Source organism: Enterococcus sp. DIV0660C, assembly GCF_017316125.1.
In the GTDB taxonomy this organism is placed as follows: Bacteria; Bacillota; Bacilli; order Lactobacillales; family Enterococcaceae; genus Enterococcus_B.
Genome location: NZ_JAFLWA010000018.1, coordinates 20,869 through 46,421, shown reverse-complemented (window position 1 = coordinate 46,421; position 25,553 = coordinate 20,869). Strand labels below are relative to the sequence as shown.

The window sequence follows — 25,553 nt, the reverse complement described above, 5'->3', positions numbered from 1 at the left end:
AGGTTCCTAGTATCAGTACCGGTTGTCTGGCTATTTTTCCTCGTCAGCAATCTTACCATCGCCGTCAATATCTTCGTCTGTTAATCGTTCGACTTCTTTCACGAATTCTTTGCCAACCTCTTCGAATTCTTCTTCTTCTACACCCGTGATAGCGGCATCGGGAATCTTATCCGTATTCGCAAAAAATTCAATATGTTGATGTAAATTTGAGAAATGCATTGGTGCATCGCCACCGTATTCACCATCTAAGTTGATCATTACCGGACGATTTGTATCATCTTCCGTTTCAACATATAACTCACTTGTCTTTGTATAAATCACTCGATGATCTTCGACATGACGGCCACCATTCAACATCAGTGCTGCAATGTGTAAAATTTCAAAAATATTGGCTGTTTTGACGATAATCAATGAAAATTTCCCATCGTCAAGCTTTGCATCCGGAGCAATTTGCTCAAAGCCACCGACTGAATTCGTTAATCCTAAGAAAAACATGGACGCATTTCCAATATATTCTCCTTCATCGTACTTCAAACGCATTTTGATTGGCTTCACTCGAGGTAACATCTCTGCTCCTTTTGCGAGATAAGCCAAGTAACCAAAAATACTTTTTAGTTCAGATGGTACTTCATAAGTTAACTCCGTTAAGTAGCCACCTGCTGCAATATTGATGAAGTAACTGTTTTCGGCATGACCAATATCCATTTTCACAGTCTGGTTTTTTTTGATGACTTCGGCAGCTGCCTTAATATTGTCACGAGGAATTTTTAGTGCTCGTGCATAATCATTCGTTGTTCCAGCGGGGATAATCGCCATTTTAGGTCGTTTCTTCAATGGTGCGATTCCATTCACAACCTCATTGATTGTTCCATCTCCACCTGCTGCTACAACCAAGTCAAAACCTAATTTTCCGACTCTGGTTGCTTCATTTTTTGCAGAGTTTTCTTCGGGAGTTGTTGCATAAGCACTTGCTTCATAACCTGCCTCTTCCAGTGCTTGAAGAATATCAGCGAGGTTTTTTTTCAGCAATTCTTTACCTGAAGTTGGATTATAAATGACACGCGCTTTTTTCATGATTTTCCTCTTAACGTTTCGTCAATTCATCTTTTAGTAGTTTGTTCACAACGCCTGGATTTGCTTGTCCTTTTGTTGCTTTCATGATTTGTCCTACTAAGAAGCCGACTGCACGATCCTTTCCGTTTTTAAAGTCTTCAACAGATTGTTCGTTATTATCTAAAATTTCATTGATAATTGGCAGTAATTGACTTGGATCAGATAGTTGGATCCAACCATTGGCTTCAACGACTCCTTGCGCGTCGCCACCTTTTGCAATCAATTCACGGAAAACTTTTTTTGCGATTTTTGAACTGATTGTTCCATCAGCAATCAAACGGATCATGCCTGCTAAGTTCTCTGGTGTCAATTGTGTTTCTGCTAATTCTAGTTTTTCACTATTTAAGTAGGCAGAGACTTCACCCATCAACCAGTTAGAAGCTTGTTTTGCATCTGCGCCATTCTCTAAAGTTGCTTCAAAGAAGTCAGACATTTCTTTCGTTAACGTCAAGACCATTGCATCATACTCAGGTAACCCAAAGTCACTGATATAACGTTGGCGACGTGACGCTGGTAATTCTGGCAATGTCGCTTTAACACGTTGAATCCATTCATCATCAATCACAAATTTTGGAATATCTGGTTCTGGGAAGTAACGGTAGTCACTTGAGCCTTCTTTGACCCGCATCAAAATAGTTTTATTCGTTGTTTCATCAAAACGACGAGTTTCTTGTTGGATTTCGCCACCAGAAAGTAAAACTTTTGCTTGACGTTTTTCCTCAAAAGCTAGTCCTTTTTTCACAAAGGAAAGTGAGTTCAAGTTTTTTAATTCTGCTTTTGTTCCAAATTCTTCTTGACCATAAGGACGCAAAGAAATATTGGCATCACAACGCATAGATCCTTCTTCCATTTTCACATCACTAACTTCAGTGAACTGGATGATTGAACGCAATGCTTCAAGATAAGCATATGCTTCTTCTGGTGAACGCATATCTGCTTCTGAAACGATTTCGATTAGTGGTGTTCCTTGACGGTTTAAGTCAACGTATGAATAACCACCGATACCGTGCATGTTTTTCCCAGCATCTTCTTCTAAATGAACACGTTCGATTCTAATTTTTTTCTTTTGTCCCTCAACTTCAATCTCGATCCAACCATCGTGACCGATTGGTTGGTCAAATTGTGAAATTTGGTAAGCTTTTGGATTATCAGGATAGAAATAGTTTTTGCGGTCAAAATGTGTATCTTTTGAGATTTCACAATTCAATGCTAAAGCAGCTTTCATTCCAAACTCTAAAGCTGCCTTGTTCATTACTGGTAGCACACCAGGATAACCCCAGTCAATCACGTTCGTATTGCTGTTAGGTTCTGCTCCAAAATGCGCAGGCGCTGGTGAGAAAATTTTAGAATTTGTTTTTAATTCAACGTGGACCTCAAGTCCAATGACTGTTTCGAAGTTCATTCGCCTTGCCCCCCTAGAATAGCAGGTTGTTGCTTATGAAATTCAGTTGCTTGTTCAAAAGCATACGCTGCTTGATACATTGTTTTTTCTTCAAAATAATTACCGATTAATTGTAAGCCAACAGGAAGACCTTCTGAAAGCCCAGCCGGAATGGACATACCAGGAAGTCCTGCTAAGTTCACAGGAATCGTTAAAATATCGCTCATATACATCGTAATTGGGTCATTGATATTTTCACCGATACCAAATGCCACAGTTGGTGAAGATGGTCCAATGATTAGATCATAATCAGCAAAAACTTTTTCAAAGTCTTGCTTGATTAATGTCCTTACTTGGCCAGCTTTCTTGAAATAAGCATCATAATATCCTGCACTCAATGAGAATGTTCCTAGCATGATTCGACGTTTTACTTCGTCACCAAAACCTTCTGAACGTGAGTTAACATACACATCTTCCAAGTTTTTCACATTTTCAGAACGATAGCCGAATCGAATACCGTCGAAGCGTTGCAAGTTTGAACTTGCTTCAGATGAAGCGATGATATAGTAAACTGCTACACCATATTTTGAATGTGGCAAGCTTACTTCTTCCACCGTTGCACCTAATGAACGGAATGTTTCTGCTGCTTTCAACACAGCTTCTTTGACGCCAGGCGCTACACCTTCACCAAGGTATTCCGTTGGCAAAGCAATTTTCATTCCTTTGATATCACCAGTCAAACCTTCAGCAAAGTTAGGTACAGAAACACCTGATGAGGTTCCATCTTTTTCGTCATAACCGCTGATGGCTGTTAATGCTAATGCATTGTCTTTAACAGTTCTTGTCATTGGTCCAATTTGGTCTAATGAAGAAGCAAATGCAATCAACCCGAAACGTGAAACACGTCCATAAGTCGGTTTCATCCCAACGATCCCGTTAAATGCAGCCGGTTGGCGAATACTTCCACCTGTGTCGCTTCCCAGAGAAACAGGAATTTGACCAGAAGCAACTGCTGCAGCAGAGCCACCTGATGAACCACCGGGCACTTTAGAATGATCCCAAGCATTTTTCGTTTTCTTAAAGTAAGAAGTTTCTGTACTTCCGCCCATGGCAAATTCGTCCATGTTTAGTTTACCCACAGGGATCATATCTGCTTGATATACTTTATCCATGACCGTTGCATCATAGATTGGATCAAAATTATAAAGGATTTTTGATGCAGCTGTTGTTAACAAATCTTTTGTTACAATGTTGTCTTTGATCCCAATTGGAATACCTGCTAACACATTGTTTTCATCGATTCCTTTTTCATCTAATGCTTTTGCTAATTCAAGTGCTTTTGCTTCATTCAACGTAATAAATGCTTCGATTTCTGGTTCTGTTTCTTTGATACGTTCAAATGTTGCTCTCACTAAATCTTGAGCAGTAATTTCTTTAGAAACAAGCATATCATGCAATTCTTCTAATGAACGGTTGTATAATTCTGTCATTACGCGCCAGCCTCCCCATTATCAATAATTGCGGGTACCTTAATGAAACCATCTTCAGATTCTGGCACATTTTTTAATAATTCATCGCGACTCCAACCTGCTTGTGCACGGTCTTGACGCATTACATTCACTGTTTCTACTACGTTTGATGTGAATGGAACACCTTCTGTATCTACTTCTTCAAGCATTTCCACCATATCAATGATCTTACCTAATTGGTCTGTAAAACTTGCAAGCTCTTTTTCATCAAATGCAAGTTTTGCTAATTTGGCAACGTGTTTGACTTGTTCTTCACTAATCGCCATACTACCCCTTCTTTCTTAAACGAGTTAAAAACTTTGCTCTCTATTCTACCACAAGTGTGCAACCTCTGAAATTATTTATTGAAATTTATCTGAAAAAGCTTAGTTTTCGACTTCTACAGAATGACTTTGAGCTAACGCTTCTGCCATCTTCTCTTCCGTCCAAATGTCAATCCCTAGTGATTCTGCTTTTGTCAGCTTACTTCCAGCTTCTTCACCTGCTACAACGATATCTGTTTTTTTAGAGACACTTCCAGTTACTTTTCCACCAAGATTTTCGATTGTCGCTTTCGCTTCTTCTCGCGTAAATTGAGTTAACTTTCCAGTTAGAACAACTGTTTTATCTTTAAAAGGTGAGTCGACTTCAGCTAGCTGTTCCAATCGAATACCTTTGTATTCAAAATTGACCCCAGCAGCTTTTAATTCATCCATCAATTCGTGTACTTCTTCATTACTAAAGTAGGTCACGATGCTATCTGCAATAATAGATCCCATGCTATCAAGCGCCACAATTGATTCAAAATCGCTTTGACTGATTGCCTCTAGATTACCAAAGTGTTCGGCCAAAATTTTCGCCGCTTTTGCTCCGACGTGTCGAATCCCCAGACCAAAAATCAAACGTTCGACTGAATTTCCTTTACTATTGGCAATCGCCGTTAAAATATTATTCGCCGCTTTTTCTTTGATCTTATCTAATGTCAACAATTCTTCTTCTGTTAATTTATATAGATCTGCAACATCTGCGACTAACTTTTTATCATACATTTGTTCAAGCACTCTTGGACCTAAGCCTTCGATATTCATCGCATTTCTGGAGACAAAGTGGTTGAGCCCTTCTTTCATTTGTGCTGGGCATTTTGGATTGATACAGCGAAGAGCCACTTCTCCATCTAGATGGACTAATTCACTTTCACATTCAGGACAATACGTTGGTAATGGATAAGGTTCACTGTCTTGTGGTCGTTTGTCCTCAATCACTCGAGCCACTTCTGGAATGATATCTCCTGCTTTGTAAATCAATACTGTATCATGCAGCCGAATATCTTTCATTTTGATGTAGTCTCCGTTATGCAGGCTAGCCCGACTCACTGTTGTTCCAGCCACACGAACGGGGGTCATGACTGCTGTTGGTGTAACGACACCTGTTCTTCCTACCGTCCATTCAATTGTTTCAATGATTGTTTCAACTTCCTCAGGTGGAAATTTATATGCAGTTGCCCAACGTGGTGCTTTAACGGTAAAGCCAAGCTGATCTTGAAGTGAAAATTCATTGACTTTCACTACGATTCCATCAATTTCATAAGGTAGCCTAATTCGTTGGTCATGAAATTTTTCAATATACGCCCAAACTTCTTCGATTGAGTGACACAACTGTGCTTCATGATTTGTATGAAAACCAAGTTTTGCTAGTTCTTGCAAAGCTTCGTACTGTGTCTTTGCTTTCATTGGTCCAAAATCTGCTACTGTGTATAAAAAAGTATCCAGATTACGTTTAGCTGCAATCTTTGAATCAAGTTGTCTTAATGAACCAGCGGCAGCATTCCGCGGATTAGCAAAAACATCATGCCCTGCGGCTTCTCGCTTTTCATTCAATTCGACAAATGACTTTTTCGGCATGAAACATTCGCCACGAACTTCGATTGAAACCGGCTCATTCAAACGTAATGGCACAGAACGAACTGTTTTCACATTTTCAGTAATATTTTCGCCTACAGTTCCATCACCACGAGTGGCGCCCCGAACAAACAGTCCATTTTCATAGCGTAAAGAAACTGAGAGTCCATCAATCTTCAGCTCACAACAATAATCCACTGGATGACCAATCGCTTTTTGCACACGTTGATCAAAAGCAAACAGTTCTTCTTTATCAAAGACATCATTTAAACTATAGAGTGGAATATCATGTGTGACTTTCTCAAACCCTGCAAGAACACCGCCACCTACTCTTTGAGTTGGTGAGTCTACAGTGATTAGTTCCGGATAATTTGCTTCGATTGCTACTAATTCTGCATAATTTTTATCGTAAACAGAATCTTCTACCGTTGGCTGATCTTCTACATAATATTCTCGGGACCAACGATTTAATTGTGCACGCAGCTCTTCTGCTCTTTTTGTTGCGTAATCAATCGTCATCTCTTGTGTCATCGTTTTCCCCCCACTATTATTAAACTTTTTCGATTGGTGCAAATGCCGCTAATAAACGTTTGACTCCTTGTCCTTGAAAAGCAACATCCAATTCAAGATCTGCAGCTGTTCCATTTACTCGAACAACCGTCCCTGTCCCCCATTTCTTATGTTTGACTTTGTCGCCAGCTTTCCAGCTATTATTTTCGCCGCCAGTCGCTGTTTTTGATGAAACAGTCGTCACTTTTGGTTGTTGATAGCCAGGTGTAGTAGTTCTTGTCGTAAATGGTGAAGTTTGTTTTGATGTTGGTCGCATTCCTTGAGTTTCTAATAACTCTTGATCAATTTCGTCGATAAATCGTGAAGGACGATTGTATTGGGTTCGGCCATATAATGTTCTTGAAAAGGCATTGGTCAAGTACAACACTTCTTCAGCTCTAGTAATTCCTACATAAGCTAAACGACGTTCTTCTTCAAGTTCACTTTCTTCCATCAAAGCACGAGAAAGTGGAAAGACACCTTCTTCTAGTCCAATCAAAAAGACCACTGGAAATTCCAATCCTTTGGCTGCATGTAACGTCATTAAAGTCACTTGCGTTGTCTCTTCTTCTAAGCTATCGATATCTGAAACCAAAGCTAAGTCATTTAAGAAAACCGTTAATTTTTCTTCAGGTGCATCTGCCATTTCTTCATTTTGTTTTTCAAATTGTTTATCGAATTCTTGCGTAACACTTAAGAATTCTTCCAAGTTTTCTAGTCTAGCCTGTGCCTCAAGTGTATTTTGGATCTTCAATTCTTCTTGATAGCCACTGCGTTCCAAGACTTCTTTTGTTAAGTCCGTAACAGATAAGTAAGGAACCATTTGTGTGACTTCATCAATCATTGCTCCAAATTCTGCTAATTGACGACCAGCTTTCCCACCAATGTTCGCTAAATCCACGTTTTGAGCTGCTTCTAACAAAGCCCATTCATGAATTGAGGCAAATTGACGCAACTTGTCAATGGAACCAGGGCCTATTCCTCGCTTAGGTGAATTGACCACTCGTTCAAAACTAATTGAGTCTTGTGGATTGGCAATCACATTAAGATACGCCAAAATGTCTTTGATTTCTTTTCGATCATAGAATTTGTGTCCGCCAACCATTTTATAAGGTATATTAGCTTTTAACAGCGTTTCTTCCATTACACGTGATTGCGCATTTGTTCGGTATAATACCGCGAAGTCACCGTAATCTCGACCATTTTCACGCATTTCCTGTTGCATTTTTTCAATAACAAAACGTGTTTCATCACGTTCATTATCGCCACGATAATAAGTGATTTTAGCGCCTTCTTGATTTTCAGTCCATAGATTTTTTGGTTTGCGGTTGGTATTGTTTTCAATCACTTGATTGGCCGCATCCAAAATTGTTTTGGTTGACCGATAATTTTGTTCAAGTAAAATAACACTCGCATCCGGATAATCTTTTTCGAAGTCCAAAATATTTTGCATATCTGCACCACGCCAGCCATAGATACTTTGATCGGCATCTCCGACAACACACAAATTACGGAAGCGCCCTGCTAATAAATTGACTAATGTATATTGAGCATGATTGGTATCTTGATATTCATCTACATGGATATATTGGAATTTATTTTGATAATAAGTTAGTGAGTCTGGATGTTCCTTGAACAAGCGAATCGTATTCATAATCAAATCATCAAAATCCATACATTGATTGTATTGCAATTCTTTCTGATAAGCTTTATAGCACTTAGCGGCAATCTCTTCATAATAGCTACCTTGCATTTTTTCAAAGTCTTCAGGCATTTGCAACTTGTTTTTGGCTTGAGAAACTGTTCCTAAAATCCCACGAGGATCGTATTTTTTTGGATCAATATTAAGCTCTTTTAGAATACGTTTCATCAAAGTAAGTTGTTCGGAAGAATCAATAATCGTAAAATTTCGATTGTAACCAATAAAATCAACATCTCTTCTCAAAATACGAACACACATTGAGTGAAATGTTGAAACCCAGACATCTTCGCCACCAAATTTCAAAATTGCGTTCACACGTTCTTTCATTTCTTTTGCGGCTTTATTGGTAAAAGTAATCGCTAGGATATTCCAAGGATTCACTTCTTTTTCTTCAATCAAATAGGCAATTCGATGCGTAAGTACGCGGGTCTTCCCACTTCCTGCACCAGCCATCAATAACAGTGGTCCTTCCGTATGAAGAACAGCCTCTTTTTGGCGAGGATTCATCCCCTGTAATAATTCTTGCTTGGATGACATTCACAACATCCTTTCTTTTATCAATCTCATCAATTATAGCATTTTACCACTCTTCATTAAACTAGCTAGCTGAAAATCATCAGAATTTCTGAAACAATTTTTTTGTAGCTCGTCAGCACGTCAAATTCATGCTAAAGTAAAGGAAAGTGAGGGATAATTTTACTATGGAAAAAAGCTTTAAACGAATAACATTCGATGATACACGTATTCTTTTCATTTTAAAAGGGATACTTATCGGTTTATTTGCTGGCCTCGTGGTTAGTTTGTTCCGATTAGGAATTGAAACATTAAGCAAAAAAATCCAATTGTTTTATCAACAAAGTCAGCAAACACCCGCCATTCTCTTAGGATTATTACTTTTTTCAGTGGTTGCTGCTTTTTTAGTTGGACAATTGATCAAACATGAGCCTGCGATCAAAGGAAGTGGGATTCCACAAGTCGAGGGCCAATTGCAAGGTGAATTGACCTATCATTGGTTTTCTGTTTTGTGGAAAAAAATGGTTGGCGGAATCCTTTCTGTGGGCTCAGGTCTTTTCTTAGGTCGCGAGGGTCCTTCAATCCAATTAGGAGCGACAGTTGGGCAAGGTATGAGCCGACTTTTCCGTTCATCTAGTTCCGAAGAGAAAATTTTGATTTCAAGTGGTGCTAGTGCTGGTTTAGCCGCAGCATTCAATGCACCTATTGCTGGATTACTATTTGTCATTGAAGAAGTCCATCATTCATTTTCACCTTTAGTTTGGCTGACGTCTTTTACTTCAGCAATCGTCGCAAACTCTGTTTCACTTTATTTTTTTGGGCTGAAACCTGTACTTTATTTAGGGGCGTTGCCTTCTTTACCTTTTCATTATTATGGTGCTTTGATTGTTTTGGGCATTATTCTAGGACTCTTTGGTTTTATTTATCAAAAAACATTACTCGCTTTGCCACGATTTTATCAAAGAGTCCTCTTACCTGAATATTATCATGGATTCGTGCCCTTCATTTTGGTCTTACCGATTGGTTACTTTTGGCCAACGATTTTAGGTGGAGGTAATCAAATTGTCGTCCATTTAGGACAAATTACACCCCCACTTCAAGGAATTATTTTATTATTAATCATTCGCTTTGTTTTCTCCATGATTTCATATGGTAGTAGTTTACCAGGAGGGATTTTCTTGCCTATTTTGACACTAGGCGCTCTGATTGGTAGTCTGTATGGAAAATTGCTTGTTCTTTATTTTGGAATGAATCCTGTTTTTGTGAAAGATTTCGTTGTGATTGCTATGGCAGGTTACTTTACAGCAATCGGTAAAGCACCTTTGACTGCAATTATCCTTGTGACTGAAATGGTTGGTTCCCTCAATCATTTGATGCCACTTGGCATTGCTTCTTTGGTTGCCTATATCACTAATGATTTATTGGGTGGGCATCCGATTTATGAATCTTTGCTTGAACGACTAGTTGGTAATCAACCCAAGCATTTATCTGGGAAGAAAACAACTTTTGATTTTCCTGTTACAGCTGAAAGCCAACTGGATGGGATGATGGTTCGTGATTTTAATTGGCCTAAAAATATGTTGCTTATTTCAATTTATCGAGGAAAGAAAGAATTGATTACACACGGTGATACTGTAATGAAAGTTGGAGATATTCTAGTCATTTTGACAGATGAAGCAAATATGGTATCAATCAAAAAAGAAATCAAAATGAAATCAACTTAGCTTTTCATCATGAAACGAGTGACTATGAATTTTCTATTCATAATCATTCGTTTTTTATATGCATAGTTGATATCGATTACTATAAAAACCAAAATCATGCCAAGTACACTGAAAAAAACGCCTAATCTATTCTTTATTTTTTGGATAGCTTCCATCATTCTCGTCTCTGATCAAAAAGCAGTTGTCGCTTTTTCATTTTTTTGTTTGATAGACAAGCTTTCAGTTTCAATTCAATTGAATTGTTGTTTTTGCTGTATCCATAGTTTTCAAAGATGCAATCGAAGAAACAACTATTAATAATCCTGACAAAAAAACTTCTTATCGCTCTCTCTAAGAAAGAGTGATAAGAAGTTTTCATTATTCGTCTATTTTAAAAATTAAGCTTCAATAGCTTCTGGCGTTTTTCTTAATAATCCATAAATCACACCTGAGACAACTGCACCAATCGCAATAAAGACTAAGTACAATACAGGATGACTAAGTAGGAAGACTACGAAAATCCCACCATGTGGTGCTAATAATTTGATACCAAAAGCGCCAACTAAACCACCAGTTAAAGCAGAACCCACGATGAAACTTGGAATTGCACGAACTGGGTCAGCAGCAGCAAATGGAATTGAACCTTCTGTTACAAAGGATAGCCCCATGACAATGTTTGTTAAACCAGCATCTTGATCTGCTTTACTAAATTTATTTCTGAATAATACAGTAGCAACGAAAATGGCTAAAGGTGGAACCATCCCACCAGCCATAACAGATGCCATAACAACACTACCACCAGTTGCAACAGTTGTTGCAAGTGTTGCGGTACCAAATACGTAAGCTGCTTTATTGATTGGTCCACCAAGATCGGCAGCCATCATTCCAGCTAACAATGCACCAAGTAATGCGGCATTTGAACCACTCATGCTTGTCAAGAAACCGTTCAATCCATCATTGATTGCTTTCATTGGTACATTGACCATTAACATCAAGAACCCAGTGATCAATAGTCCAAAGACTGGGTAAAATAAAATCGTTTTGATTCCATCTAATGATTTTGGTAAGTTCTTGAAGATTTTGCGTAAGAAAACAATGACATAACCAGCCAAGAAACCACCAATCAATGCACCTAAGAAACCAGCTCCACCAGCATTAGCTAATGCTCCTGCAGCAAACCCAACAACCAATCCAGGACGGTCACCGATACTTGATGCAATAAATCCAGCTAAAACAGGTAACATAAACCCAAACGCTGCTTGTCCAATTTGATTGAACCAGCTTGCTATTTGATTATAATTCCCTAAGTTTGCCAATTGATCTTGCGGTACACCCATAAATTGGTCAATCATGAAGGAAAGTGCAATCGCAATCCCACCACCGATTACAAATGGTAACATATGCGAAACGCCATTCATCAAATCTTTATAGACTCGTTGACCGATCGTTCCATCAGCATTTCCTTCATCTGATGAATCATTTTTGCTATCACCATGGAAAACTGGTGCATTTCCCTCAACCGCAAGATTAATCAATTCTTCTGATTTACGGATACCATCACTTACTGGACGATTCACTAGTTTTTTCCCATCAAAGCGATTCATTTCAACCTTTTTATCTGCTGCAACGATTACGCCGTCTGCGCGTGCGATATCTTCTGCAGTCAAACGATTTTTAATTCCTTCAGAACCATTTGTTTCAACTTTGATATCTACGCCCATCTCTTTTGCTTTTTTCTTCAAAGCATCCTCTGCCATGTACGTATGCGCAATTCCAGTTGGGCAAGCTGTTACCGCTACGACAAATTTTCGGTCTGAATCAGTTAACGTTTCAATTTGTTGAGCAGCTTGTTCTGCCTTTTCTTCTGCTTCTTTTTCGTCTTCAGCTGTTTGGAAAAGTTCTTGCACTTCATCAGGTGTTTGAACTTCTTTTAATTTTGCCACAAAATCCGGATTGATCAACAAACGTGATAATGCTGCTAAAGCTTGCAAGTGAGTATCATTTGCGCCTTCTGGAGCAGCAATCATGAAAAAGAGATAAGTTGGTTGACCATCGAGTGCTTCATAGTCAACACCTGATTTACTTTTTGCAAATAAAACAGTTGCTTCTTTCACAGCAGCATTTTTTGCATGTGGCATGGCGATTCCATCACCTAAACCTGTAGATGTTTGCGCTTCACGTGCTAAAATTCCTTGTTTATATGTGTCGATATCTGATATGCGTCCAGCATCGTACATTTTTTGGACCATTTCATCTATAGCCCCTGCTTTATCAGTTGCTTGCAAATCCATGATCATTGCTTCTTTGACCATCAAATCTTTAATATTCATGGTTATCCTCCTTAATATTTAGTCGATTTTTGTAATTTCAACTTCAGGTAATAGTGAATCAATCATTTCACGAGATGCTAAGTCATCAGAGAATGCTGTTGCACTTCCGCAAGCAACACCCCATTTGAAGGCTTCAACTGCATCATGATGTTTACTAAATGAACCAATAAATCCAGCAATCATCGAGTCTCCGGCGCCTACTGAGTTTTTCAAAGGTCGCACTAAAACATTCGACTGATAAGCTCCTTCTTTCGTAAACAACAATGCGCCATCCCCAGCCATTGAGATCAATACATTTTGTGCACCTTCTGCCAATAATTTGCGACCATAAGGGATAATGTCTTCAACTGATTCAAAAGTTGTTTGGTAAAGCTCCGCTAATTCATGGTTATTGGGTTTGATTAATAACGGTTCTTTTGACAGAGCATTTTTTAAGTCTTCTCCCGTAGTATCAATCACGAAATCAGCACCTTTGTCACGAATAATTTCAATCAACTCTTGATAAAAACCTTTTCTAAGACTTGCAGGTGTACTTCCAGATAACACGACAATGTCACCTGCTTCAACCGTACTTAACGCTTGTTTCAATTCATTGATTTCTTCATTAGAGATAACTGGACCTAAGCCATTGATTTCTGTTTCAGCATCTGATTTCAATTTGATATTGATACGTGTATCTTCATATACTTTAGTAAACAAAGTATGAATGTGTTCTTTTTTCAACCAATCAGAAATAAATTCTCCGGTAAATCCCCCTAAAAAACCAAGAGCAGTTGAATTTGAATCAATACGTTTTAATATGCGAGAAACATTTATTCCTTTACCACCTGGTAATTTAAAATCTTCTGTCATGCGATTCAAATCGCCTAATTTTAATCCATCCACACGAACAATAAAGTCAATTGATGGATTAAGTGTTACTGTATAAATCATTGAATAGCCTCCTTAATTGTTGTCAGGTCACGATAATCTGCGACAAATTCTAATGGACAACGCTCGGTTACGATTGTGGCTGCCGCTAAAGGAGCAACAGAAGTGAAAGATAACTTATTAAATTTCGTTTGATCAATCAAAACAAATGCTTCTTCGGATTGTCTCATCGCAATTCGTTTAAGTGCTGCTTCTTCGGGATCTGGTGTCGTAAAGCCTTGGACCAAATGTGCGCCGTTCATTCCCATAAATGCTTTGTTAAAATGAAATGCACTCAACTGTTCCACACTACTTGAACCCAAAACTGCATTCGTTGATAGCTTGACTTGACCACCTAAAATGATTGTTGGTATTTGTAAGTCAACTAGATTAGCAGCATGCTTGACTGAATTGGTAACAACCGTTACGTTTTTCCCTTGTAAAAACGGAATCATCTCTAGCGTTGTTGAGCCTGCATCAAGATAGATAACATCATCCGGTTCAATCAAATCAGCAGCTAAACGAGCAATTTGTTGTTTTTCTTGAACGTTTTTGAGCGTTTTTTCACTCATTGCTTGTTCAAAACCCAAAAGTTGGTCTTTTTTTGCACCACCATGGATTCTTTCCAAAAAGCCTTCATTCTCCAACTCTTGTAAATCCCGACGAATAGTTGATTCGGAAGCATCTAGCAAGGTTACAAGATCTTGCGACTTAACAATTTTATGCTGATCTAATAAGTCTAAAATTTTCTGTCTGCGTTCTTCTGTAAGCATTTCCACAACCTCCTCACGACAAATAGTAACATATTAATTATTAGCTTGCAATATAAAACATTCAAAAACATTCAACAAAATTCTAAAACGTTCAACGGGAGAAATATTCTTGAAAAAACTAAAAAAAGAGGCATCTCAATGATGTCTCTCTTAGAATTGCTATTTTTTATTTCTCTTTCTTGATATAAATCGGTTGAACTTTTACTTTTCGTGACAATCGATAGTAAGTCCCTAAACCAGAAAATATAATCAAAAAGCCAACCAACGAACGAATCGAAAAATTTGGGATAAATAAAACGAATGCGGCTAAAACAACTGTTGGTCCCATCACACGATAATATAATTTTTTATCCATTTTCTCCACCTCATGCTCTCTGTATAGTTGTTAATGCTTCTAATTTACGATAGTCCAAGAAAACGACTCTTAAATGATTGTCTCCTTTTTTCAAGTCAAAGAAGATTGTTCCTTTTTTCTTTTTTTGTCGACTTATTTTGACATCGGCTAATTGCATCTTCATCTCAGCAATTGGTAACTTTGCTAAAGCTTCTGGGGGAATGTACAATCTCAAAACAACTTGAAAATCTTGATACTTTTCATCTTGGACTTCTACTTCTAAATATTCACGAATGTAATAACAGTAGGCTTGAATTCCTTCGTCCACTGCGACAGTTGGATCAATTACTTTATAGCACATCATTTGTGCGCGATTTTCATCTACCCAAGGAAAATAAGCTTGAGCGTTTAAAGCTCCTTTTACGCGACGTTCACGATACTGATTTTGTTCGATATCATAACTTCTTGTTACAAAAAATGTTGCTGCTTTTTTAGGTACAGGTTGCATATTTTGATTTTGATATTGAACAGACTGGATTAGTCGATCAGTGTACGCGTATTCAATAAAGGGTTCTTTCAGTAAGCCTACACCATTATCCCAAGCCAAGTGATCAAACCCCAGTTGATCACGATAGTAAGATTGAAAACGAAGATTTTCTTTTTTCCGCCAGTTAAATGGATTTTTATAAAGCTGGATCCTCAGCACCTGATTTTCTAACTCAGCAATACTTTCCACTTGCTGGATGTCAAGAAAAATTGGTTTCGGAATAACTTTGAAGTAAGCCGCACTGTAATACATCTCCCAACAAGAAGTGAAGCACAAACCACGATAAAATAAATCATAACCAACAAAATGATTACAATCCACGATTACTTCTCCGTGTTGTCCTTTCATCTTAGGAAGGTCAGCAATTTCTTCTTTTGTTTCAAATATTGTTCGTCGATCAAGTTCTTTTGTATTATGTGCCAAAAATTCACTGTAAGCACGCAGATAGGCAAACACACCATGCTTTGCCATTTTCATCCGAAGATAGTCACGAATCAACGTTTCTTTACCATTGAAAACCTGCCGATCGATCACATTTTTAATCAATAATTGTTGATTTTCATAATGAAAGCTGCATTCATTTTCTTCATCCCCCACGACAAAAAATATTTTTTCATTCTCTACTGCTAACTCTAACGCGGATTGAAATTTTTTTAAATGAAAGGGTTCGGTTGCTCCGTGAAAAGGTCGAAAAAATGTCGGCTGGATCAATAAACGAACCAATATACTCCAGTCTGTTATTTCCTGTAATTTATCGTGTTCCTTTAAGTTATTCATCTGCATAGTCATTAATAGTTTTTCTTCGCCAAGCATTTTTCTCACCTCTTTCAAATCTTTTTATAATCTAATTATAACCAATAAATGTCAAAATCCCAAATTTTTCGACTTCATAAATTATAGTAGATTTTTAAGAATTACATGGTACACTATCAATGAGGTGATAGAAATGGGACTAAAATTCGAACGTACGGATAATCTCGATAAACTTTTCGAGTCATTTGCAGTTGATCCAGAGAAAAAAGTAGCTTCTAATGAAGATATCAACCGTTTTTTAAAACCAGAAACTCTTGACACAAACAAAGCGAAGAAAGCTACTAAAACGAAGAAATAGAACGAAAAGAACCCCCGCAACTTAACAGTTGCGGGGGTTCTTTTTATGCTTGGTAGCCAATTGCATCTTCAATTGCTTTCCAAGCTTCATCTTTTCCTTTTTTGGTTACGGAAGAAAATAAAATAAATTGGTCATTATGGTCAAAATCAAGCGCCTTCTTGATTTCACTCTCATGTTTATTCCATTTTCCTCTTGGAATTTTGTCAGCTTTAGTTGCCACTACAATGACAGGAATATCATAATACTTTAAAAATTGATACATTTGGATATCTTCTTGTGAGGGCTTGTGGCGCACGTCGACTAAGGAAACAACAGCTCGCAATTGTTCTCGCGTCGTTAAATAAGTCTCAATCATTTTTCCCCACTTTGCTCGTTCCGTTTTCGAAACTTTCGCATAACCATATCCAGGTACATCCACGAAGTGTAACGCATCTTCAATCAAATAAAAATTCAGCGTTTGTGTCTTTCCTGGTTTACCTGAAGTCCTAGCTAAGTTTTTTCGATCAATCAGCGTATTGATAAAGGAAGATTTCCCAACATTTGATCGTCCTGCTAGCGCAATTTCTGGTAATTGCGTTTCAGGATATTGTTTCGGAGCAACCGCACTGATGACGATATCGGCTTGATGAACTTTCATAATTTCTCTCCTTTAAAAAAAGGCTAAGACATAGCTCGAAAGTTATGTCCCAACCTCTTTCACATTATCCAGCTTTTTTCTCTGTATCTTTATAAATGATTGTCGGCTTACCCGTCAATTCAGCTGCTTCTTTGGTGATAATCACTTTCTCGATAGTTTCGTCTGAAGGAATATCGAACATCACGTCCATCATGATTTCTTCAATGATTGAACGCAAACCACGTGCACCTGTATTACGTTCGATTGCTTTGTTAGCAATTGCTTGTAATGCATCTGGTTCAAATTCTAATTCAGTATCATCTAAAGAAAGAAGTTTTTGGTATTGTTTAACTAACGCATTTTTAGGTTCTGTCAAAATACGGACTAAATCAGCTGTTGTTAATTTTTCTAACGCTGCCATCACAGGTAAACGTCCAATAAATTCTGGAATCAATCCAAATTTCAATAAATCTTCTGGGATAATATGTTGCATGACACTTTCCTCATCAGAGATTTTTTGATTATTGGTACCAAAACCAATTGTTTTTTCACCCATTCGGTTTTTTACAATCGTTTCAATTCCATCGAACGCACCACCAACGATAAACAATACATTTGTTGTGTCGATTTGGATAAATTCTTGATGCGGATGTTTACGCCCTCCTTGAGGTGGTACGCTCGCAACTGTTCCTTCTAGAATTTTCAATAATGCTTGTTGAACACCTTCACCAGATACATCTCGAGTAATTGACACGTTCTCGCTTTTGCGTGCAATCTTATCAATTTCATCGATGTAAATAATTCCTTTTTCAGCGCGCTCAACATTGTAATCAGCTGATTGTAATAGTTTGAGTAAGATGTTTTCAACATCTTCTCCAACATAACCTGCTTCTGTTAAACTTGTGGCATCTGCGATAGCAAATGGCACATTCAATGTTTTGGCTAATGTCTGTGCAAGAAATGTCTTACCAGAACCTGTTGGACCAATTAAACAAATATTACTTTTTTGTAATTCTACATCTTCTGAAGTCTCGCTTGCTTGTTGATTGACACGTTTATAGTGATTATAAACTGCAACCGCTAATGATCGTTTTGCACGATCTTGTCCAATCACATAATCATTCAAGACATCAAGAATTTCTTGAGGTTTAGGTACTTCTGTGAACTCACGTACTGCTTCTTCATAAAATTCTTCGTCAATTATTTCTTTACATAGGTCGATACATTCATTACAGATGTAGACCCCAGGACCTGCTACGATTTTTTTTACTTCTTCTTGGGTCTTGCCACAAAAAGAACAACGTACGGTCTCATTACCACTTGGATTATCATACATGGTCTTCACCCCTTAGCTTGCAAAAAATGCAAGAAACTATCAGCGACTTTGCAGTCTTCAATTATCATAACATAAAATAAAAAAAAGCAAAAGCACCGAAAATCAGCCTTTTTTTGCGTCTTTTATTAAAAAGGAAAGCTGGGACATAATTTAAAAAAACTAAATCAAGTCCCAGCCTTTTCAGCAAATTTTTACATTTTTGACCGATGGATCAAATCTGTTACATCTTTAATTATTACTTAGCTTCTGTTGCAGTTCCAGTAATCAAATCAATTGCTTTTTTCATTGTTACGTCATGTCTTAACATGTCTTCAGTCAACACGCGTTTGATTTGTTCGATTGGCATATTGTAAGATTCAGCCAATTCGTTGATTTCTGCAGTGATTTCTTCTTCAGTTGCTTCTAAGTTCTCAGCAGCTGCGATTGCTTCGATTACAAGATTTGTTCTTGTACGCAAGTCAGCTTCACCTTCGAATTGTTTATGCAAATCGTCTTCTGTAGAACCAGTTAATTGGTAGTACATTTCAGGAGAGATTCCTTGACGTTGCATGTTGTTTAAGAATTCATCCATTGAACGGTGAACTTCGTCATGAACCATTACGTGTGGTAATTCAACGATTTCAGCATTTTCAACAGCTAAACGAATAGCAGCTTCATCTTTTGCATCTTCAGCAGCTTTTTCTTTAGCTTCTGTTAATTCTTTACGGATTTTTTCTTTTAATTCTGCTAATGTTGAAACTTCATCATCAACATCTTTTGCAAATTCATCGTCTAGTTCAGGAACTTCTTTTGATTTTACTTCGTGAACAGTTACTTTGAATGTTGCATCTTTGCCAGCTAAGTCTTCTGCTTGGTATTCAGCAGGGAAAGTTACGTTTACATCTAAGCTGTCTCCTGATTTGTGACCTACTAATTGTTCTTCAAATCCTGGAATGAATGAACCAGAACCTAATTCAAGTGAGTAGTTTTCGCCTTTTCCGCCTTCAAATGCTTCGTCACCAACGAATCCTTCGAAATCGATTACGACAGTGTCACCGTCTTTTGCAGCTTCATCTTCTTTGATAACTAATTCTGCTTGTGCATCTTGTTCTTGTTTAAGACGTGCATCAACATCAGCATCCGTTACTTCACGGTCTTGTTTTTCAACAACTAAATCTTTGTATTGACCTAATTTAACTTCTGGTTTCACTGTTACTTCAGCAGTGATTGTCCAGTCTTGGCCTTTTTCCATGCTTTCAACGTCGATTTTTGGTTGAGATACTGGATCGATTCCAGCTTCTTTTACAGCAGCTTCATAAGCTTCTGGTAATACAGCGTTCAATGCATCTTCATACAAAGCTTCTTCTCCGTACATACGGTTGAAGACTTGACGAGAAACTTTTCCTTTACGGAAACCAGGAACGTTTAAGTTTCCTTTAACTTTATTAAACGCAACAGTTAGTCCTTTTTGGATTTCTGGTTGCGCAATCGTAAATGTTAAAACACCATCATTTGTGCCTTTTTTTTCAAATGTTGCAGTCATTTATTTCCCTCCGAGTTTTGAAATTCATTTTATACATCAAAAGCGTTTCATGCATACCACTAAATAGTACACTAACGCTTTAAAATTGTAAACATATTGAATAGCCTGAATCCCTGATTTTCACTAGTTTTTTCTTTCTTTTGATGTTTGTTCATTCCTGTCTAAAGAAATTGTTGCATCAAATTTAAGATTTTTTCTCGTTTTGCTAAAAATTTTTCTTTTTCTGCTTCAGTGAAACAGTTTTCTGTTGTTTCTTGATACACATTGATCGTTTCCTCAAACCACTTTGTAGCTTCTCCAACATAAGTATCAAAAACTGGATACGTGATTGCCGCTTGCATCATGAATTCTTCTTTTAACCCTGCACTCAACAATGCATCTTGATTTTCATAAGCTTGGGCTAACTTCTTTAAGCAGCGATAGCTTTTTTGTTCGGCTGGTTTTGGTAAGCTTTGTGGTACGACTTCAATCAATTGCTCATCAATTGTTAAAAACGCTACTGGCTTGCTTTCTCCAACTTGTACTAGAAGCTCTAAAAGTTTTGCGCGAACAAATAAATGGATATCCGTACGGATCAATATTTTTTTCGTTGCTTGGATAAATTCGTGATAAGGTAATTGCTCAAGCTCACTAATCAATGTTAATTGTTCCGTTGGCGACATTTCTGCGATGTTCGCCAATTTCTGATGCGTTTGGCGTATTTTTTGCCTCGCTAATTGTCCAGAAAAGTTTTCTGCTTGCTGGATTTTTTCAATCATTGCATGTTCAAATTGATCCGAAAAATTAGTCGCTGCAATTAATTTGCGTGCATATAACCAATCTTTTGCACCAATCAATAAATCAAAATAAAAAGTGGCAAATTCTTCTTGCTTCAAATATTCCGCTTCATGGATCACTGCTTGGCTCAAAGCCTCTTGCTTCTCATCTAATTCATATAAGCAATAAACAAGCAAACTGTTTGCTTCAAACGTTGGCTCCAATTCATACGCGCGGGTGAACAATTCTTTTGCTTTTTCCAAATTTTGTTGTGCGAGTGCTTGTTGAGCAACACGCATTAAATTCTCATATTTTTCTGGAAAATCAACTGGTCCAACCATGTCACTCCTCCTAACCTTTTCCATTTTAACAAAACAAAAAAAGCGTGACAATCAAAATTATAATCATCACGAAAGAAAGAATTTTTCAAATTAATTTTTTGATTTTCCTGTATCTTTTAATTTTGTCTTCAAAAACAATACTTTTATTTCGCCATTTCATCGCAGCTACTACTCAAAGAAAGACTAGGACATTTTTTGCCCTAGTCTTTCTTCCTTTTAACTATTCTCAAACAAAAATAACAAATTTTAGAAATCAAGCATTTATTTCTTGATTAAATGCTTTGATTAAATTAACTGTTACAACACTCGTATTTGAGAAGTAGTCACCTAAATGTTGTTTTTTCTGACTAAAAATCGTCGGAATGTATCCAATAAAGAGTAATGGAAATTTCAAAATAAATCGACAAGCCGCCTCACGCACCAAAACAGTTGACCAGCTCAATTGCATTTCATCGAAACTGATGACTCGAATGCCGAAAATCATTTTTCCTAATGTCTGCCCATGATTTAATTTTGTCAATAAAACAAAATAACTTAGATAAATCACTAATCCTAAAAAACCATACACACTTAGATAAGAATCATTGATTGTTATCCAGCCTAAATGGCTCATCACGCCAAGCGTTAAGCGTGTAATTGCACCAATAGATAGCAAATCAATCAAAAAAGCAAAGAAACGAATCCAAAATCCAGCGTAAAAATATGTTGGAAAATCATTCATTTTTTTCTTTTCTGTAGGGCTTTCTGTATATTGTTGCCATTCCGCTTGCTTTTCTTTGATTTGTTCTTCTGTCAGTTCTTCTTTACGAAAAGAATTCAGTACCTTTTGAGAAAATCCTTTATCTGGTCCAACAGCTGGTTGCGGATTCACTTTTGGATCATTTGCTGTTTCAGACTGTTCGTTTATCGTTTGTTTTTCCGGAGTTTCTGTCATTTTATTCACCTCCGTAGTAATACATCGCTTTAGGAGATTCTGCCGTACCAAGATTTTCCAAAACGGACAAAATTTGGTTCGTTTCAGAAGCCTTGATTCCTTGGAACTCTGCTAATTTTGACCCAAACCAAGTACTGGCAAATCCAGTGCCAGAAGCACTATATTCGATTAGCTGTGCATCTTCCAGTTTCTGGTCTTTTCTCATTGCTGCTAGTGCTTCATCTGGAAATGCTAATTCGTCAACCAATCCATTTTCCTTCGCTTGAACACCATCATAAATGCGGCCATCAGCGATTTTTTTCACTTCTGCCTCTGGCATGTCGCGTCCTTCGCTGACTACCGAAACAAAGCGACCATACGCACTATCAATATAAGCTTGTAATACCGCTTGGTCCTCTGCTGTTTCCGGACGAGTACTTGATCCCATATCTTTCAGTGCACCACTTTTGACTGTTGTGTCTTCTACACCAAGTTTTTCTAATAAACCAGAATAGTTTAACCCAGACATGATCACACCAATTGACCCAGTGATCGTTTCTTCAGTCGCATAAATTTTATCTGCGCTAGCTGAAATGTAATATCCACCACTTGCAGCCATGCTTCTCATGCTCACGTACAAAGGAATCTTGCGTTCGCTTTGGATCTTCTTTAGTTCTTTCGCGATTTCAGCACTTTCATAAACGCCTCCTCCAGGAGAATTCACTTCTAAGAAAACGCCTTTGATCGTATCATCTTCTTCGATTTCTTTTAATTGTTTCATAAAATTGTCATGGTCATACCCTTCGGATGCAAAAATACCAGAAGACCCGCCACCTTGAATCGTTCCATCAACAGTTAACTTAACGATCTGTTTGGATTCATCACCAGGTTCAAGAACATTTGCTGTTAAATCATCCTCCCCATACAACAAACGATTAAAACTATCCAACTGGATTTCGTCACTTACAGGTCGCGTCATACTTGAAGCTACCATCGAAACCACTAACAAGCCCGCAGCAATTGCTACAGCGATCCATCGTTTTTTATTCATTTTTTTCTCCTTACTTCACAAGTTTAATATAGATTTTTAATTACGATTACTGCTTCTGTTGCTTCTTCTGCATTCATTTTTTCCGCTTTTTCTTCTAGTGCGTAGCCCGCAAATGCTTCATTAGTCAATTCATCATGAACAACAAATTTTTGTGCTGTTGCCACAGCTACCGCATCCGGCGCTAACTCTTGGATACTGTCCCAACCAGTATCTAAGAAAATTTTTGTTTCATCCGTTACTTCTGGCATCTCTTCTAGTACCTTCAATTGTTTTTTTAACTCACCCAACGTAAGAATTTCTATTTTGGCTTCCATCTTTTCCTCCTATAAATTAGACATCTATGATTGTTTCCATTGTACCGAACTACTAGAAAAGATGATAGTCAATTTCAAATAAAATTCTGACAACTCTTTCTCAAAACTTGGCAATTAGATATATACCAATTATACAAAAAAAGATTTTCATTGACAAACACACCCGATAAAAGTTATTATTTTAAATGTTTCCAAAACTTTTTAAGAAAAGAGGATAGTAGACCATTAAGGATAGCGCCAGATCTGAATAACCAGATGACGAGGAAAGGGTTTATCGAAAGTTTCGGCGGATGACCCTAGGGAGCTGCACTCTACAGAGTATGAAAAAAACGATTTGTGAGAATCGAACAAAAACATACTCATGCAGTTGGAAACATCAGACAAATTTATTGAAGAAAGTAGGATGTTTTTTTATGTGTGGAATTGTTGGAATGATTGGATTAGAAAATGTTACTCCTGGATTAGTGAATGGATTGGAAAAATTAGAGTATCGCGGGTATGACTCTGCCGGTATTTTTGTTGCAAATGACTCTGCTGATTATTTGATTAAGTCACAAGGACGAATCCAAAATTTAAAAAGTCGATTAACACCAGATGTTACTGGAAGCATTGGGATTGGTCATACACGTTGGGCAACTCATGGCATTCCTTCAGAAAAAAATGCCCATCCCCATACTTCTCAAAGCGGTCGTTTTGTTTTGGTTCACAACGGTGTGATTGAAAATTTTGAAGAACTAAAAGAAACGTATTTAGCTGACCATACATTTATCGGCGAAACTGATACAGAAATCATTGCGCACTTAATTGAAGTATTTGCTAATAATGGATTGTCAACAAAAGACGCCTTCTTAAAAACACTTCAACTAACAAAAGGTTCTTATGCGTTTGGTTTAGTAGATCGCACAACGCCTGATGTCATCTATGTTGCCAAAAATAAAAGCCCTCTATTGATTGGTTTAGGCGACGGATTCAACGTCATCGCCAGTGATGCAATGGCCATGTTAGCTCAAACAAAAACATTTGTTGAAATCGAAGATCAAGAAATGGTTCTTATCACAGCAGATGACGTAATCATTCAAAATTATCAAGGAGATGTAATCACTCGTGATTCTTTTGAAGCACAAGTTGATGCTTCTGACATCGAAAAAGGAACTTATCCTTATTACATGCTCAAAGAAATTGATGAACAACCAATTATCATGCGTAAAATCGCGCAAACGTATGTAACGACTGAAAATCAGATTGCACTTGACCAAGAACTAGTAACAACACTTGCTGACAGCGACCGTATTTATATCGTTGCTTGTGGTACTAGCTACCATGCCGGTCTTGCTGGAAAGCAAGCTTTAGAGACATTGACAGAAATACCAGTTGAAGTCCATTTAGCAAGTGAATTTGGTTATCACATGCCTTTGCTTTCAAGAAAACCCTTTTTCATTTTTCTAAGTCAAAGTGGCGAAACTGCTGACAGTCGACAAGTATTAGTGAAAATCAATCAGCTTGAGCTTCCTTCGTTAACAATTACAAATGTAGCTGGATCTACGTTATCAAGAGAAGCTTCCTTCACTGTTTTATTACATGCTGGACCAGAAATTGCTGTTGCTTCAACGAAAGCTTATACTGCTCAAATCGCTGTTTTAACATTGTTAGCAAAAGCTGTTGGTGATCAAAATAAAAACATGCTTTCTTTGGATTTCGATGTAGCTCATGAACTAAGTTTAGCAGCAAGTGCGATGGAAACAATCATCACTCAAAAAGAATACTTGGAGCAACTGGCTACTATATACTTGAATGATGCACGAAATGCTTTTTATATTGGACGTGGCTCTGATTATTACGTTTCTCTTGAGGCAGCATTGAAATTAAAAGAAATCAGCTATATTCAAGCAGAAGGTTTTGCTGCCGGAGAATTAAAACACGGAACGATTGCCCTAATTGAAGAAGGAACTCCAGTAATTGGAATCATTAGTGATCCTATCACTGGTGCTCATACTCGTGGAAATTTAAAAGAAGTTGAAAGCCGTGGTGCAAACACGCTAGTCATTTCAACCGAAGCGTTAGCAAAAGAAAACGATCAGTTAATTTTACCAACCGTTCATCCATTCTTCACGCCGTTAACAACAGTTGTCCCTACTCAATTACTTGCTTACTATGCGACCTTGTTACGCGGATTCGATGTTGACAAACCACGTAACTTAGCAAAATCTGTAACCGTTGAATAAGATATTCTACTTTTAGTCTCCCCAATCAACGCAAAAAAGAAGTAGCCGTGAATTTCTCACGGCTACTTCTTTTTTTGATAGTCATCCACAAAAGTGGAAAAATACTTTGCA

21 protein-coding genes are annotated in these 25,553 nt (G+C 37.6%); 3 read left to right on the top strand and 18 right to left on the bottom strand.

Annotated features, from left to right (window positions below):
• Positions 1-30 precede the first annotated feature (30 nt).
• From DOK81_RS04750 to pcrA, 6 genes are all read right to left on the bottom strand, one after another.
• Positions 31-1,074, bottom strand: coding sequence for a diacylglycerol kinase (locus DOK81_RS04750; protein ID WP_206908906.1), 1,044 nt, complete (start codon positions 1,072-1,074; stop codon positions 31-33).
• Between the two features lie 10 nt (positions 1,075-1,084).
• On the bottom strand, positions 1,085-2,515 hold the full coding sequence (gene gatB, locus DOK81_RS04745) for an Asp-tRNA(Asn)/Glu-tRNA(Gln) amidotransferase subunit GatB (RefSeq protein WP_206897771.1): 1,431 nt from the start codon (positions 2,513-2,515) through the stop codon (positions 1,085-1,087).
• Positions 2,512-3,984 (bottom strand): Asp-tRNA(Asn)/Glu-tRNA(Gln) amidotransferase subunit GatA, encoded by a 1,473-nt coding sequence (gene gatA, locus DOK81_RS04740; protein ID WP_206908904.1) that lies wholly within the window; start codon positions 3,982-3,984, stop codon positions 2,512-2,514. Before gatA ends, gatB begins: the two co-directional genes overlap by 4 nt.
• Complete coding sequence (gatC, locus tag DOK81_RS04735) at positions 3,984-4,289, bottom strand: Asp-tRNA(Asn)/Glu-tRNA(Gln) amidotransferase subunit GatC (protein ID WP_067484390.1); 306 nt, start codon at positions 4,287-4,289, stop codon at positions 3,984-3,986. Before gatC ends, gatA begins: the two co-directional genes overlap by 1 nt.
• Before the next feature lie 99 nt (positions 4,290-4,388).
• A complete protein-coding gene (gene ligA / locus DOK81_RS04730; protein ID WP_206908902.1) occupies positions 4,389-6,431 on the bottom strand; it encodes an NAD-dependent DNA ligase LigA in 2,043 nt (680 codons plus the stop codon).
• A gap of 19 nt (positions 6,432-6,450) precedes the next feature.
• Positions 6,451-8,688: a DNA helicase PcrA gene (gene pcrA / locus DOK81_RS04725; RefSeq protein ID WP_206908900.1), complete on the bottom strand. Its 2,238-nt coding sequence runs from the start codon at positions 8,686-8,688 to the stop codon at positions 6,451-6,453.
• Between the two features lie 164 nt (positions 8,689-8,852).
• On the opposite strand from pcrA, the gene DOK81_RS04720 reads away from it, so the two are divergent.
• Positions 8,853-10,388 (top strand): ClC family H(+)/Cl(-) exchange transporter, encoded by a 1,536-nt coding sequence (locus DOK81_RS04720; protein WP_206908898.1) that lies wholly within the window; start codon positions 8,853-8,855, stop codon positions 10,386-10,388.
• Between the two features lie 377 nt (positions 10,389-10,765).
• Here DOK81_RS04720 and DOK81_RS04715 read toward each other — a convergent pair whose 3' ends face one another.
• The 5 genes from DOK81_RS04715 to DOK81_RS04695 all read right to left on the bottom strand — a co-directional run bounded on the left by DOK81_RS04715 (position 10,766) and on the right by DOK81_RS04695 (position 16,073).
• Positions 10,766-12,697, bottom strand: coding sequence for a fructose-specific PTS transporter subunit EIIC (locus DOK81_RS04715; protein WP_206908896.1), 1,932 nt, complete (start codon positions 12,695-12,697; stop codon positions 10,766-10,768).
• 18 nt (positions 12,698-12,715) lie between these two features.
• Positions 12,716-13,630 carry a 1-phosphofructokinase gene (gene pfkB / locus DOK81_RS04710; protein WP_206908894.1) on the bottom strand — a complete coding sequence of 305 codons (915 nt, stop codon included), beginning with the start codon at positions 13,628-13,630 and terminating at the stop codon, positions 12,716-12,718.
• Complete coding sequence (locus DOK81_RS04705; RefSeq protein WP_206908892.1) at positions 13,627-14,379, bottom strand: DeoR/GlpR family DNA-binding transcription regulator; 753 nt, start codon at positions 14,377-14,379, stop codon at positions 13,627-13,629. Before DOK81_RS04705 ends, pfkB begins: the two co-directional genes overlap by 4 nt.
• Positions 14,380-14,545: 166 nt before the next feature.
• Complete coding sequence (locus tag DOK81_RS04700; protein ID WP_206908890.1) at positions 14,546-14,734, bottom strand: hypothetical protein; 189 nt, start codon at positions 14,732-14,734, stop codon at positions 14,546-14,548.
• 10 nt (positions 14,735-14,744) lie between these two features.
• Positions 14,745-16,073, bottom strand: a complete 1,329-nt coding sequence (locus DOK81_RS04695; RefSeq protein WP_206908888.1) for a hypothetical protein — start codon at positions 16,071-16,073, stop codon at positions 14,745-14,747.
• Positions 16,074-16,206: 133 nt separating this feature from the next.
• Here DOK81_RS04695 and DOK81_RS04690 point away from each other — a divergent pair, with 133 nt between their 5' ends.
• Positions 16,207-16,371, top strand: a complete 165-nt coding sequence (locus DOK81_RS04690) for an SPJ_0845 family protein (protein WP_206908886.1) — start codon at positions 16,207-16,209, stop codon at positions 16,369-16,371.
• Positions 16,372-16,414: 43 nt separating this feature from the next.
• Here the strand turns inward: DOK81_RS04690 and yihA are convergent, their stop codons facing one another.
• The 7 genes from yihA to DOK81_RS04655 form a co-directional block, all read right to left on the bottom strand.
• A complete protein-coding gene (gene yihA / locus DOK81_RS04685; RefSeq protein WP_206897760.1) occupies positions 16,415-17,008 on the bottom strand; it encodes a ribosome biogenesis GTP-binding protein YihA/YsxC in 594 nt (197 codons plus the stop codon).
• A gap of 64 nt (positions 17,009-17,072) precedes the next feature.
• Positions 17,073-18,323, bottom strand: a complete 1,251-nt coding sequence (gene clpX, locus DOK81_RS04680; RefSeq protein WP_206908884.1) for an ATP-dependent Clp protease ATP-binding subunit ClpX — start codon at positions 18,321-18,323, stop codon at positions 17,073-17,075.
• Positions 18,324-18,558: 235 nt separating this feature from the next.
• A complete protein-coding gene (tig, locus tag DOK81_RS04675; protein WP_206908883.1) occupies positions 18,559-19,845 on the bottom strand; it encodes a trigger factor in 1,287 nt (428 codons plus the stop codon).
• A 161-nt stretch (positions 19,846-20,006) separates the two neighbouring features.
• Positions 20,007-20,942: a hypothetical protein gene (locus tag DOK81_RS04670; protein ID WP_206908881.1), complete on the bottom strand. Its 936-nt coding sequence runs from the start codon at positions 20,940-20,942 to the stop codon at positions 20,007-20,009.
• Between the two features lie 253 nt (positions 20,943-21,195).
• On the bottom strand, positions 21,196-21,876 hold the full coding sequence (locus tag DOK81_RS04665; RefSeq protein ID WP_206908879.1) for an RDD family protein: 681 nt from the start codon (positions 21,874-21,876) through the stop codon (positions 21,196-21,198).
• A 1-nt stretch (position 21,877) separates the two neighbouring features.
• The gene (gene sppA / locus DOK81_RS04660) at positions 21,878-22,906 is read right to left on the bottom strand and encodes a signal peptide peptidase SppA (protein ID WP_206908876.1); all 1,029 of its coding nucleotides are present in this window, start codon (positions 22,904-22,906) and stop codon (positions 21,878-21,880) included.
• Between the two features lie 23 nt (positions 22,907-22,929).
• On the bottom strand, positions 22,930-23,220 hold the full coding sequence (locus tag DOK81_RS04655; protein ID WP_206908874.1) for a hypothetical protein: 291 nt from the start codon (positions 23,218-23,220) through the stop codon (positions 22,930-22,932).
• A gap of 413 nt (positions 23,221-23,633) precedes the next feature.
• On the opposite strand from DOK81_RS04655, the gene glmS reads away from it, so the two are divergent.
• On the top strand, positions 23,634-25,442 hold the full coding sequence (glmS, locus tag DOK81_RS04650; RefSeq protein WP_206908872.1) for a glutamine--fructose-6-phosphate transaminase (isomerizing): 1,809 nt from the start codon (positions 23,634-23,636) through the stop codon (positions 25,440-25,442).
• Positions 25,443-25,553 lie beyond the last annotated feature (111 nt).